Below are 14,059 nucleotides of genomic sequence, written 5' to 3'. Positions count from 1 at the left end.
CTTATCTCCTCACTTTCTGGCTTCTGCTTGCAACCGATACAACGTATTGAGTGCATCGAGCGGTGTCATGTTAATCAAATCAAGCGTCGCAATCGTTTCCTTGACAGGGTCCGGTTCTGCGAACAGGCTCATCTGATTGATTGGTGCCTCGAGTACTGGCGGCGTGACGTCGACCGGTGGTTTGACGCTTTGATCAGCTTGTTCGAACTCAGACAATAGCACTTCTGCCCGCGAAATCAAGGTTTCCGGTAAATCTGCGAGACGGGCAACATGAATCCCGTAGGATTGATCGGCTTTCCCGTCCCGGACTTCATGTAAGAACACGACGCGTCCGTTTTGTTCGACGGCGCGGACGTGGACGTTCGCAAGCTTCGCAATCGTTTCCTCGAGCACCGTCAACTCATGGTAGTGGGTCGAGAAAAGCGTTTTTGCGCCGACCGAATCGGCAATGTGCTCGACAATCGCTTGGGCGAGGGCCATTCCGTCATACGTTGACGTGCCCCGACCAATTTCATCCAGCAAGATAAGTGACCGATCCGTCGCTCGTGCCAATGCCTCTTGTGTCTCGACCATCTCGACCATGAACGTCGATTGTCCACTGACTAAATCATCTGCTGCCCCAATCCGGGTGAAGATTTGATCGAAGACGGGAAGTTCTGCCCGTGACGCCGGGACGAACGAACCGATCTGGTGGAGTAAAGCAATCAAGGCGAACTGGCGCATGTAGGTCGATTTACCGGACATGTTCGGTCCCGTGATCAATAACATTTCACGCGCTTCGTCTAATGCGATTCCGTTTGCGACATATTCCCCGCGTGGTAAGACCGTCTCGATGACCGGATGACGGCCGTCTTCAATCGCTACGCTTCGACCGTTCGTCGTCACCGGACGAACGTAACCATGTGTTTCGGCGATTTCCGCGAGCGCGACGAGGACGTCGAGTTCCGCAATCCGGCGGCTGACCCGTTGCAAGCTCTCAATGTGTGTTTTGACTTGGTCACGGACACCACAGAAGAGTTCATATTCCATCGTGATACTTTTTTCTTCCGCTCCGAGAATCAAGGCTTCTTTTTCTTTCAATTCCGGCGTGATGTAACGCTCAGCATTCGCAAGCGTCTGTTTTCGTTCATACCGTCCTTCTGGGAGCAACTTGGCGTTGGCACGTGATACTTCGATGTAATACCCAAACACACGGTTGTAGCCGATTTTTAACGTTTTAATGCCCGTCGCCTGCCGTTCACTCGCTTCGAGTGTCGCAAGCCACGTCTTCCCGTCTTTTGAAGCCGTCAGCAATTCATCGAGCTCAGCGTTAAAGCCGGTCCGGATCATCCCACCGTCCTTTGTTGAAATCGGTGGGGCTTCGACGAATGCCGCATCAAGCAACGCCGTTAGCTCGTCATGCGGATCAAGTCCAATCGCTAATTGCCCGAGACGCTGGCTGAGCAGTTCTTCGAGCGCTGCCTGTATCCGTGGAATCAATCGTAACGTCGTTTTCAGTTGGACGAGATCACGGGCAGAAGCCGTTCCGTAGCCGACTTTTGCGACGAGTCGCTCGAGATCATAGACTTCTCTTAACGTATCTTTCAACTGGTGCCGCTCAAAGTAGTGTCCAAGCAGTTCTTCGACCGCGTCGAGCCGCTCCGTAATCGTCTGTTCCGACAAGAGCGGTTTTTCAAGCCAACGCTTAAGCATCCGGCCGCCCATCGCTGTTCCCGTGATGTCGAGTAATCCAAGCAACGAACCCTTTTTGTCGCCTGTTCGTGCTGACCGGACGAGTTCAAGGTTTTTGACCGTATTCGGCTCGAGCTGCATAAAGTCCGTCGCTTCGTAGACGAGCGCCGGTTGCAGGTGCGACAAGGCACGTTTTTGCGTATCATGCATATAGGCATAAAGGACAGCGAACGCATCCGCTTGTGCCGCGTCGATCGCCCGGTCACCGTGTGGATGACTTTCACGGCGCGTGCTTTCCGTCAACGGGATCCGTAACGACTGTAATGCTGCTGTGTGCTCCGGATTCGTCACGACGATTTCCCGGGGCAAGATGATACTCAGTTCCTTGATGACGGCGTCGAGCGAAGTAACACTTGTCAAAGCACTCTCGCCTGTCGAGACGTCCCCGCGGGCAATCCCGAACCGTCCTTCCTGTTCAGCGATTGCGACGAGGTAACGGTTTTCCTTTTCCGTTAAGGACGACATTAAAGTACCCGGTGTGATGACTTGAATAACTTCTCGTTTGACGAGTCCTTTCGTCAACTTCGGATCTTCGACTTGATCACACAGAGCGACTTTATATCCCCGTTCAATCAATTGTTCGATGTACCCGTTCGCCGCATGATGCGGCACGCCGCACATCGGAATCGGATGTTCAGCATTCTTCCCGTTCTTCGCCGTCAACGTCAGCTCCAGTTCATGGGCCACTTGTTTGGCATCATCAAAAAACAATTCATAAAAATCACCGAGTCGATAAAATAAAAAGGCATCCGGATAATCCGCCTTAATTGAAAAATATTGTTTCATCATTGGTGTGTTGTGTACTGCTTCCATCTTTCCACCTCATTCGTAGAAAAAGCCGACGGATTTCCGTCGGCTTCCCCATTCGTTTCATTGATTAATAGCCGCAACCGCCGCTTTTGTTTTCAGCTTCCATCCCACTGCCCGTTTTTCCAGCTAAGACATCGCCATCCGTTGCTTCGATGATTTGATCCGTAATCCCGTTCGAGATTGTCACCGTGATGTACTGAAGTAAGCCGTTGACTTCTTCTTGCGACTCTTGGAACTGTTGGACGACCGGCATCTCATCGAGCTCAGCAAATAATTTATCCAGTTTTGCTTCAACACGCGCGAGTGCCTCTGTTTTTCCGTAGTGCTGGCAGTTGACTGCCTCTTTTTGGAGGAACTTGATTTGTTTCATCATCTTTTGGACTTTTTCGTTGCCATTGATGTTTGCCTCTGCCGCTTTAAACCGTTCGACTTCTGACGTTTCAGAAATCATTTTCGCGATTTCATTTGCTTTTTCGATGATTTGTTCATCTGTATACATACACATTCGTCCCCTCTATGTCGAGCGGTCAGACCGCTACTCGTCGTTTCTGCGAACGATGACTCGTTCTGTCGCATTCATTATACCGTTCTCACTAGAGGGTGACAAGAATAGTTCCTTATTCAATCGAACGCCACAATAAGTAAGCAGCGTGACTGCGGTACGGGGCAAATTGTTCGGCGAGAACAATCGCTTCATTGACAGTCGGACGAACGCCATTCAAGCGTTCGAATGCCCGCAAGATTCCGATATCGGACGCCGGAAATAAATCTCTGCGTCCGTATCCGAACATCAACACATTTTGGACCGTCCAGGGACCGACGCCTTTTAAGGCAATCAATTGTTCCGCGATGACCGCATCTTCCGCCTGACGGAGTTGTTCAAAGTCAAGATTTGCGGTCGCCGCCCGTAACAAATAATCGACTTTACGACCCGATAGCTGCAGCGCCCGAAGTTGTTCTTCCGAAGCACCCGCAAGTTCAGCTTGCGTCGGCGGAAAAACGACGCCGTCGATTGTCGTCCCGAATGTCCGAAAGACCCGGTCTGTCAAGACACGTGCGAACGACAGGTTGATTTGCTGATGGATGATGGAGCGAATCAATGCTGTAAACGGATCAACATCGAGCACAAGCCGTTCCGCACCAAACGTTTCAACAATCGGTGCCAGCGTCGTCCGCTTTAATTCAAGGGCCGGGTTCGATTCATCTAAACGAAACCGCCGGCGCATCGCGTCGACCATCGGTTGTTTTGGTCCATCCCCCGCCAACACGATCGTTCGACGATCGTCCGCCCGGATTTGACCAATCCACGGCATTTCGTCGATACGAATTGGAATCCGTAAGGCATCTGCCGATTCTTGCTGTAGCGAATCATTCAACAGGCGGGTCCGGACGCCCTCAAAATCATAATCAGACGTCAATGTTACTTCTTGTTGCCACATCAGAAGTCTCCTTTTACGCAAAAAATAGTTTGACTCCACCTAAAATTAAACCGATGAAAAATCCACAAATCGCTCCGTTGACCCGAATCCATTGTAAGTCGTTTCCGACTTTGTCCTCAATCATATGAATCAACGTTTCCGTATCGAACCGGTTCAAGTTCTCACGGACGAGTCCGCCGATCCGCGCATGGTTTTGGTCGACGAACCGGACGAGTTGGTCTTTCATCCAGCGGTCGCTCTCCTCTTTGAACGTCGGATGGTGTTCCCACTCATCAAGCGCCTGGTTCATTAAAGGCAGTGCCCGTTGTTCCCAAAATGCATCTGATATAAAGTACGTCTCTAGCTCTGCGATGCCTGACGTGTAGGCACGATCGAGGATCGGCTCTAAATCAATCCGTTCGATTTCTTGCATCTTCCACGCATCGATTTTCCCTAATCGGACATCATCTTGTGCGAGCTGTGCCAAATTCCGACGGATGTGATCGATGATCGCCAACCGATTTGGATGATGGACGTGTTTCATGTCTTGAATCACACTCAAGAGGACACTTTGGATGACAAGGCTGAGGCGTTCCTCCGAATAGACTTTTTGGACCGTCTTCGCTGTCACACGTAAGAAGGTATTTTTTTCTTGATCAATCATTGCCTGATAGGCAAGTCGTCCGATTTGATCGCGGATGACGGGGTCCTGCAAGAGTTTTTGTCCGTAACCGAGCAGTTGATCAATCGCCAACTCATCGAGTCGGCGCTCATCGTTTAAATCGATTAAGCGATCGGCTAATTTCTTCGCCGGGTAAGCACGAATCGTTTCAACGATTCGCTCATCGACCGCCTTGATGATTGATGCCCGCGGAAGCTTTCGTAAAATCCCGATCAATAGTTCCGTCACGGTCGATCGAAACGCTGGGACTAACACAAGTGAACGTAATAATTTGATGAAGCGATCTGCAAGCGTCATGTGGCGCAGCTTTTCGACGATGCTTTCTTTGTTCAATAAATCTTTTTCGAGCATCTGGACAATCGATTCGATGACCCGTTCCCGATTTTTCGGCAGCAAGTTCGTATGTGGAATCTTTAGACCGAGCGGATGACGGAACAGGGCTGTAATCGCGAACCAATCGGCGATTCCACCGACGAGACCGGCCTCAAAACCACTTTGAAGCCAAAAAATCCAAGCATTTTCTTTAAACGGTAGCGACGCGACAAAACCGACTGCCATAAAAATCAACGAGACGGTCGCGAGGCGTCGTGTCGAAGATTTTGGTGTGTTCACCTCGTGTTGCAAAACACTTCCTCCTTTTCGTAGAAAGGGATTGATTGAGCGTATAGTTGATTATACGTTACCCCATTTTGATAAGTTTCGACAAGAAAGAGCCCCAGCCTCACCTGACTGGGACTCATTATGTAATTAAAACGTGTATTCTCCGAATTTTTTGCCGTCCCACGTCGCCGTTGCCGTTGATACGAAATAGACTAATCCGTTTCCGAATGTGTTCTCCATTAAAGAAACAAGCTGTTGTCCGTTCGTTTGTTCGACAAATGCTAACCGAACCTCTTCCTTGCCTTGATAAATTCGTTCATAGACACTCAGTCCTCGGGCATTGATGAACGTTCGTGCCGTTGCAAAAACAATCGGCCCGACTTCCGGACGACGCTCCTGGATGAAGAGTTGACATTTTTCCTCAAAGGGATTCACGCGATTCACTCCTTCTCTCTTTTTATGGTCATGACTACTTACTTCCCGTCTCTCCCCCATCATAATCCTGTTCTGACAAAAAAGCGACCATTCGGCCGCTTCTTTCATCATTTCACAAAGTCATTCAAATCTTGACACCTAACTGTCGGGCGACATGAATCGCTGACGTCGACGCACCGATTGTCCCTGCCCCCGGAAAGACGGTATCGCCAATGACGTAGAGATTCGGGACACCGGTCCGAAATGATGCCGCGCGGAACAAACTCGTTGAACGCAATTGCGGATAACCGCCGACGCCACCGTCCGGTCGTGACGTGTAACGCACCCAGGCGCCCGGTCCACCAGGATGACGTTCGATTGCCTGCTCGCGAAAGCCGGGAAACTCCTGTTCGACAATCGTTTCAAATACATCCTGCATTCTTTCGATCTGATGCCCGTAATGTACGTTGTCCGTAGCATCAAAGTAACCAATCGGGACGTGACAGGACATCGTCAATGTCCGTACGCCCTCCGGAGCCCGTTTTACATCACCCGAACGTGATAATGACAAAAAGGCATGACCCGATGGTAACCGTTCATCGTGAATTTGTCGAAAGGCACTATCGGATGTAACCAATTTTTCCGGAAAGGCAGCATAATACGTGAATGTGGCCCATTGCGCCAGTTTCCTTTGTCTTGCGTACGTCCGTTTAAGCGTCCGTAAAAGAGGTGGACTGACGAGACGCTGCATCGCTTCGAGTGGGAGCGCACCGATGACGACATCCGCTAGCATTAGACGACCGCGACGATCTTCTAGTAAAAAACCATCTGCCGTTTGCTTGACCGACGTGATTTTACGACCAAGTAACATCGTCGCCCCGTCATGTTCTGCCGATTCTTTCAGGATTTCTGCGACTCGATAAAGACCGCCCGGCACATAGTACGCACCGTCGTGATAAATCGATAAGGCAACGGCACCGAGTAACGCGGACGCTTCCTGACCGGTCTGCATACTGTCTAATAAAATCCCGTCCACCAGCCGAGCGAAAACCGATCCTTCCAACCCATGGCGCCGTAACACTTGTCCGACGGTCTGTGTGACGTACGGAAGTAAAGGCAGGCTCGATTGCGCTTCTTTTATTATCAACTGTGCATCGTACAAAGTTCGTACAGGTAGTGCCGGAAGTGACTCCATTAAAGGAGCGACATGACGTTGAATCTTATCGATCTCTTCAAAAAATGCGCCGATTTGATGCGCCTGTTGTGGGAATACATCCTGTAGTTCCCCGATGAATCGAGCACGGTCACGGTAATAGGCAATATCGTGCCCATCGATTTTAATCGTCATCACAAGATCAAGTAACTCCGTTTCGACATCTAACCCCAAGTGTTGCAAAACCCGGTCATGAATGCCGCCTCGTTGAAAGCCCATCCCGAGTGTCGCGCCGACCGGGTACGTCAAGTCTTTCCGGGTGAATTTGCCTGCGGAGCCCCCCCATTCGCGACTTCCTTCAAGCAATGTCACGTCATGCCCTTCTCGAGCGAGGAGTGCCGCCGCTGTCACGCCGGCAATCCCTCCGCCAATAATCGCGACGCTTTTCATTGATCGTCCTCCTCTTCCAAGACTAGATTTTCTTTAAATAAGAAATCGCGTACTTCGCGGAAGACCGGTTCGCGCCGGTGAATCGTGAAGTGATCATACTTATATGACTTCGTCTGGATGTTGTCCGTATAATCTTCGAGCGTGAACGAACTGTCTAACGGAATCAGATTGAAGTCGCCTCCTTTGGCACCGAAGGAGTAAACAAGGACATCACGCGGCCATGTCTCGAGCCGCGCTTTCAACCGCTCGATCGCCTTTGAGTTCTCTGCTAAATCCTGAATCGCCGGACTGTTCGTATTCGTCCCGAACGGAGCAAGCGTCAAGCCGAGCGTCGCATAATTTGATCCACCAATCGGTGCATCAAGCGTGACGACTTTTCGAATCGTATACGGAAGATTTTCGTTCAACGTATATTCGACGACGTCGACTCCACCCATACTGTGACCAACAAGTTGGATGTCGGTAAACGACGCCTTTTGTTGCTTGTCATACTGAGCGATCGCGGCTTCAAGCCACGTCTGTTGCTGCGCAAGGCTTGCTTCATCGTCTTCGAAAATGATACGAACGAGCGGGAAACCGGTCGATGAGTCCTTGACTTTACAGGTTACCTTCCCGGTCCGATCAACATCACATCGCCCTCCGTCATCCGCTAACTTTTTTTCCGTAAAGTTTTCAATCATCGGTAAGAAGGTCCGTTCCGTCCCGAACAAGCCATGCACCATGAACGTCGGGACAATCTCCCCCTTCGATTCCGTCACGATTTGCGTTGTCGGCGGCGGGGCACTGGCCGTCTCGTCAGCAAAGATTAACCAAGCACCACCTCCGAGTAACAGACAAACGAGTAGCGAGATACTGATTGTCTGAAGTTGCTTGCGGCGTAATTTCCGCACGTGGTGGATGATCCAAAACGTCAAGAGACCGAGTCCGATTAATAAGACGACCCCCGTGATAATCCAGCCCGTCGGATTCGGAACGTATGCCACGAGTTGCAATTGATTGTCTTTCGTCCCGTATAATTTCCACGAGACGTCATTGTAGTTCGCCCAGTCGATTTTCTCCGCATTTTGCAAAGCGACGACTTCCGGGACGTGCAGTTTAATCTCGATGTCCGCTTGGCGGATGTAACGATCGGCTAACTTTTTAACTTGACCTGTAGGATGATAGCCCTTGATATTTAAGCGATCGATACTTAAGTCGATGTTCGTATTTAAACGGTACGTATTAAACCAAAAACCTTCCTGCTTGTCCACATCATACGTCGTATCGGGCGGAATCAAGATTCCCCCGACACCTGTCTTCCATTCCTCTTTAATCGAGGCCAAATCTTCAAGGTTCGCGAAGGTTTTTTCCATACGAAGTCCTTCATAGTCGTCTTTCGTTTTGAAGGTCGACGCTGCATAGCCGTTTTTTTCAGCCTGCTTCGCATACATCTCCCAGTCCGGATTAAAGTTCAATAATCGTGCGACCGGATGTTCTTTTGCTGCATACGTCGTCTTCAAGGTGACACTTTGATCCAGATGGACAGTCGCATCATACTGAATGCGAATGCAGCCACCGAGCAAAAACGTCAGCATCAACAGCGATGCCAGCAACAGCTTTTTTTGAATCGTCATAAAGCACGTGCACTTCCTTTCTGAAGTTCTCTTTTCCCTATCATACAATCGAAAAAACAGCCGAATCAATCATCGGCTGTTTTTCTATCCTGTTAAATCAAGTTTAATTCTTGTCCGACTTGTTTGAAGGCTTCTATTGCTTGCTCTAAGTCGTCACGCGTATGCTCTGCCGTAACGATTGTCCGGACACGTGCTTTCCCTTTGGCAACGGTCGGGAAGGCAATTCCTTGTGCGAAGACGCCGTGAGCACGCAGTTGATCGGACAACTTATGACAAAGCGCTTCGTCCCCGACGATGACCGGTGTGATCGGCGTCGTCGATGTCCCGATGTTAAAGCCAAGATCACGTAGTCCTTGTTTGAAGAACTCTGTATTTTCCCAAAGACGATCGAACAGTTCTGTCTCTTCTTCCATTACCCGCAGTGCTTCCCGGTTTGCTTCGACGACTGCCGGCGGATGTGACGTCGAGAAGAGGAACGGGCGCCCTTTATGGATTAAGTAATCTTTAACATGCTGTTCACACGCGACATACCCGCCAAGGACACCAATTGCTTTCGACAAGGTACCGACTTGGAGGGCGACACGACCGTCAAGCCCAAAGTGGTTGACCGTCCCGCGACCACTTTTTCCTAAAACGCCTGAGGCATGCGCGTCATCGACCATGACAAGCGCATCGTACTTTTCTGCGAGTTCGACGATTTCCGGAAGTGGTGCGATGTTACCGTCCATTGAGAAGACGCCGTCCGTGACGACGAGTCGTGTCCGTGCGTCTTGCGTCTCTTGGAGCGCTGCTTCAAGATCAGCTAAGTCGACGTGTTTGTAAATGCGGCGTTTCGCTTTCGTCAAGCGAATCCCATCGATGATCGAAGCATGATTAAGGGCATCGGAAATGACGACATCCTCTGGTCCGAGCAGTGCCGACAAGACACCGAGGTTCGTCGCAAAACCTGACTGGAAGACGAGTGCTGCTTCCGTATGTTTAAAGGTCGCGAGTTCTTGTTCGAACGCTTCATGCATTTCGAGTGTTCCCGCGATCGTCCGGACCGATCCTGTCCCGGCACCGAATTCAAGCGCTGCATCCGCTGCCCGTTTTGCGAGGCGCGGGTGCGCTGCGAGTCCGAGATAATTGTTTGAAGATAGTTGAATCAGTTCTTTTCCATCAATCGTCACACGATTGTGTTGTGCACTTTCGAGTGGTACGAGCTTGCGGAATGTCCCCGCCGCTTTCATTTCCTCTAATTCTGTTCGTAAGTGTTCGAAACCCATTAATTCGTCCCCCTTGGTTGTAGTACAACTTTTCCACATTTCCCTTGGCGCATCAATTCGAAGCCTTCTTCGAATCGTTCGAGCGGTAATGTATGTGTGATTAACGGTTTGACATCGACCTTGCCGCTCGAAAGAAAGGCTGATACTTGGCTCCATGTCTCGTACATCTTCCGCCCCGTGATTCCTTGGACGCGGACCCCTTTAAAGACGACATGGTTCGTCAAGTCGATTTCAACCGGTTTGACGGGCAGACTTAAGATGTTGACATCTCCGCCTGCCGTCACCATTTCAAAGGCTTGACTGATCGCGACCGGATGACCACTCATCTCGCAGACGACATCGATTCCGTCGCCGTCCGTCATCATCATGATCCGTTCGATGACATCATCATGGCGTGAATCAAGAACGACATCTGCGCCCATCGTCTTCGCAAGCTCTAACCGATACGGATTGACATCAATCGCGACGACTTCCGCTGCCCCTGCCGCTTTCGCGACCGAAACGGCCATCAAACCGATTGGACCACAGCCGACGATGGCGACCGTCTTGGCACTGACGTCGCTTGCAAGTACCGTGTGGACGGCATTTCCCATCGGTTCTTGAATCGACGCGATGCTTGCCGGCATTTCTTCCGGATTGACCCAGAGGTTTTCTTCCGGCATGACGACGTACTCGGCAAAACAGCCTTGCGTATCGACACCGATGATTTTCGTATTTTTACAAATATGATACTGTCCCCGTAAACACTGTTTACATTGATGACAGACGATGTGTGTCTCAGCTGAAACATGATCCCCAAGCTTCAGACGTTTTGTCCCTTCGCCGAGTTCGACGACTTCTCCCGAAAACTCATGTCCGAACACGTATGGCGGATTGACACGAGACGCGGCCCAGGCATCCCATTCGTAAATGTGGACGTCTGTCCCGCAAATTGAAGTCGCTTCAACGCGAATCAATACTTCACCGCGTCCCGGGACAGGAACCTCGACTTCTTTCAAGACCGCTCCAAAACCACGCTCTTCTTTGACGAGTGCCCGCATCGTTTTTGTTTGCGTCGTCTGTTCTTCCATCGTCACTAACTTTGTCATATTTCCCCGACTCCTTCATGGGTCTTACCTGTTTCTCTAATCGGTAATGACCAAATGTTTAGCATCCCCAAAAACCAAACCATCATTCGACTCTATTTTACATGAATTCCGCAGCGAGTTGGTTAAATGTTTCTTCATTCATTTCAAGATCGGCAAACGTCAGTCCCGTCTCATCATACCCATCGATTTGTGACTGATAGTCGAGCCGTGACTCATCTTGATAAATCAGACCCATGACGAGTCCGTCGTGCTCATGGACGACGCGTTTCGCTGTATCGAGATTTGTTGCATCGTACCCCTCAATTTCGTCCAGTTTCGTCAAATTTTGTTTAAACCAATCGTACGTGTTGACCTTGTTAAACGTCACACAGGGACTGAAGACATTAATGAAGGCGAACCCTTTATGTTCCGTCGCTTGTTCAATCAGCCGTGTCAATCCTTTCAAGTCGTTCGAGAAACTTTGGGCGACGAACGTCGCACCCGCCGTCAAAGCAAGCTCGACCGGCGAAATGCTCTTCTCAATCGAGCCTTTCGGTGTTGACTTCGTTTTGAATCCGGGAGCTGACGTCGGTGATGTTTGCCCCTTCGTCAAGCCGTAGATTTGATTGTCCATGACAATGTACGTCATGTCGACATTTCGTTTGAACGCATGAACCGTATGCCCCATTCCGATTGCAAAACCGTCCCCGTCCCCGCCGGACGCGATGACTGTCAATTCCCGGTTCGCCATCTTGACACCTTGGGCAATCGGGAGCGAACGACCGTGGACACCATGAAAACCATAGGTGTTGATGTAACCAGAAATGCGACCGGAACAGCCGATTCCAGAAATCAAAGCCAGTTCTTCCGGCTCAAGACCGACGTTCGCGACGGCACGTTGAATCGCTGCTTGAATTGAGAAGTCACCACATCCCGGACACCAGTTCGGTTTGACATCATTTCGAAAATCTTTAAAGGTTGCCATTAAAAACGCCTCCTGCTACTACCTGTTCTACGACTTCTGCCGGATAGAACGGATCACCGTTGAATTTCAAGATATGTTCAATCTTGTCTGCGAACCCACAGTTCATCTGAATCAGTTTCGCGAGTTGACCGGTCGCATTGTATTCGACGACGACGACTTTTTTCGCCCGCTCAAGATGTGGCCGGACGAGTTCACTCGGGAACGGGTGCATTTGACGAATATGCAAGTGATCGACTTTCATCCCTGCATGCTCTAGACGTGGCATCACTTCTTCAATCGTCCCGCGCGTCGAATTGAAGCCGACGAACAGGATGTCTGGTGTCTGATGCTGTTCCGTCACAAGGACAGCGTCTGCTAGACGGAATTGATTGAGTTTGCGTAAACGTTTCGTCATTTGATCGACCCGGTTCTTCGTTGCTTCCGAGGGACGTCCTTCTTCGTTATGTTCGACGCCCGTCACGTGATGAATCCCGTGTTTCATTCCCGGGACGACACGCGGACTGATCCCGTCTTCCGTCACTTCATACCGTTTGAAGTAGTCTTTCCCGGCAAGTTCCGGTAAGTCGCCTTGCAGTAATTTTCCGCGTCGGATTTCGACACGTTCTAAGTCGAGCGGTTCGACCGATTGTTTTCCGAGCGATAACATCAAGTCGGTCAAAAGGATGACCGGACATTGGTACTCTTCCGCAATATTAAAGGCTTCCGCCGCATCATAAAACGCTTCTTCGACCGTCGACGGTGCAAGGACGACTTTCGGAATCTCGCCATGCGTACTGTAAATCATCGCCATCAAGTCCGATTGTTCTTGTTTCGTCGGGAGTCCCGTTGACGGTCCTCCCCGTTGTGTATCGATGATGACGAGTGGTGTTTCCGTCATCCCGGATAACCCGATGGCTTCCGCCATCAACGACAGTCCTGGTCCAGCTGACGCCGTCAAGGCACGGACACCGGCATAGTTCGCGCCGATCGCCATCGTGACAGCTGCCAGTTCATCCTCTGTCTGAACGACCGTTCCGCCGAACTGTGGTAATTTCTTGATTAAGTACTCCATGATTTCTGACGATGGTGTAATCGGGTAAGCGGCCATCAAGCGGGCTCCCCCTGTCACGGCACCGAGGGCAATCGCATCGTTGCCAATCATGAACATGCGTTGCTTCCCGTCGGCCGGTTCCAGGATGAACCGCTCGGCATCGAGTGCCATCTCTTCAAAAGCAACTGCTCCTTCCCGAATCGCCGATAAGTTCTTTGCGACCATCTCCGGACCTTTGCGACCAAAAATTTGTTCGACGACGGCTTCAAACCGTTCTGGATCAATTCCGAGAATCGCACTTGAAGCACCGATCGCGACCATGTTTTTCATCAGTGCGGTTCCAAGACCCGCTGCAATTTCCGTAAACGCAATCGGATAGAGATCGGCACGCGAAGCATCCGGATTCGTCGGCTTGAACTTTGCGTCGGCAATGATGATTGCCCCCTGGCGTAACTCGTGGAAATTGACATCGATCGTCTCTTGATCAAATGCCACTAAAATATCGAGATCGTCCGCGACGGTCCGAACTTCATGTGTCGCCACACGAATCTTATTGTTTGTATGTCCACCTTTGATGCGTGAAGAAAAGTGACGATATCCATATAAATAATAACCAAGACGGTTGAGGGCAATCGCAAAAATCTCACCTGTCGATTCGATTCCCTCTCCCTGCTGTCCGCCTACTTTCCATGATAATTGATTGTACATCGACGTTCGCTCCTTCTCTGTCCCCTGAAATGATGGAAGCGTCTTACTTTACTATCCTCCCTCATGATACCGATTTACAGATACTTGTACAATCCTCCCCCGGAAATCCGTTCGTTTTTTTGATTTTCGTCAC

11 protein-coding genes are annotated in these 14,059 nt (G+C 50.3%); all 11 read right to left on the bottom strand.

The window, feature by feature from the left end; translation table 11 throughout:
* Positions 1 to 9 precede the first annotated feature (9 nt).
* Positions 10 to 2,544 (bottom strand): DNA mismatch repair protein MutS, encoded by a 2,535-nt coding sequence (gene mutS / locus KNQ02_RS07215; RefSeq protein ID WP_214807724.1) that lies wholly within the window; start codon positions 2,542 to 2,544, stop codon positions 10 to 12.
* A gap of 64 nt (positions 2,545 to 2,608) precedes the next feature.
* Positions 2,609 to 3,046, bottom strand: a complete 438-nt coding sequence (locus KNQ02_RS07210) for a YlbF/YmcA family competence regulator (protein ID WP_029333202.1) — start codon at positions 3,044 to 3,046, stop codon at positions 2,609 to 2,611.
* 112 nt (positions 3,047 to 3,158) lie between these two features.
* On the bottom strand, positions 3,159 to 3,980 hold the full coding sequence (locus KNQ02_RS07205) for a DNA-3-methyladenine glycosylase family protein (protein WP_214807721.1): 822 nt from the start codon (positions 3,978 to 3,980) through the stop codon (positions 3,159 to 3,161).
* Positions 3,981 to 3,993: 13 nt separating this feature from the next.
* Complete coding sequence (locus KNQ02_RS07200) at positions 3,994 to 5,265, bottom strand: DUF445 domain-containing protein (RefSeq protein ID WP_214765287.1); 1,272 nt, start codon at positions 5,263 to 5,265, stop codon at positions 3,994 to 3,996.
* Between the two features lie 123 nt (positions 5,266 to 5,388).
* Entirely contained in the window at positions 5,389 to 5,676 is a 288-nt protein-coding gene (locus KNQ02_RS07195) for a hypothetical protein (RefSeq protein WP_029333199.1), read from the bottom strand.
* Between the two features lie 124 nt (positions 5,677 to 5,800).
* On the bottom strand, positions 5,801 to 7,258 hold the full coding sequence (locus KNQ02_RS07190) for a phytoene desaturase family protein (RefSeq protein ID WP_214807718.1): 1,458 nt from the start codon (positions 7,256 to 7,258) through the stop codon (positions 5,801 to 5,803).
* Entirely contained in the window at positions 7,255 to 8,871 is a 1,617-nt protein-coding gene (locus tag KNQ02_RS07185) for an alpha/beta hydrolase (protein WP_214807715.1), read from the bottom strand. The genes KNQ02_RS07190 and KNQ02_RS07185 overlap by 4 nt, the downstream gene beginning before the upstream one ends.
* A 92-nt stretch (positions 8,872 to 8,963) precedes the next feature.
* Entirely contained in the window at positions 8,964 to 10,136 is a 1,173-nt protein-coding gene (locus KNQ02_RS07180; RefSeq protein ID WP_088836711.1) for a glycine C-acetyltransferase, read from the bottom strand.
* Complete coding sequence (tdh, locus tag KNQ02_RS07175) at positions 10,136 to 11,224, bottom strand: L-threonine 3-dehydrogenase (protein ID WP_214771647.1); 1,089 nt, start codon at positions 11,222 to 11,224, stop codon at positions 10,136 to 10,138. The genes KNQ02_RS07180 and tdh overlap by 1 nt, the downstream gene beginning before the upstream one ends.
* A gap of 97 nt (positions 11,225 to 11,321) precedes the next feature.
* On the bottom strand, positions 11,322 to 12,188 hold the full coding sequence (locus tag KNQ02_RS07170; RefSeq protein ID WP_214807711.1) for a 2-oxoacid:ferredoxin oxidoreductase subunit beta: 867 nt from the start codon (positions 12,186 to 12,188) through the stop codon (positions 11,322 to 11,324).
* Complete coding sequence (locus KNQ02_RS07165; protein ID WP_214807708.1) at positions 12,175 to 13,926, bottom strand: 2-oxoacid:acceptor oxidoreductase subunit alpha; 1,752 nt, start codon at positions 13,924 to 13,926, stop codon at positions 12,175 to 12,177. The genes KNQ02_RS07170 and KNQ02_RS07165 overlap by 14 nt, the downstream gene beginning before the upstream one ends.
* Positions 13,927 to 14,059: the final 133 nt, after the last annotated feature.

Origin of the sequence: Exiguobacterium sp. s102 (assembly GCF_018618635.1) — a bacterium.
In the GTDB taxonomy this organism is placed as follows: domain Bacteria; phylum Bacillota; class Bacilli; order Exiguobacteriales; family Exiguobacteriaceae; genus Exiguobacterium_A; species Exiguobacterium_A oxidotolerans.
The sequence above is the reverse complement of the archived record's forward strand: the minus strand, read 5'-3'. Positions and strand labels throughout refer to the sequence as shown.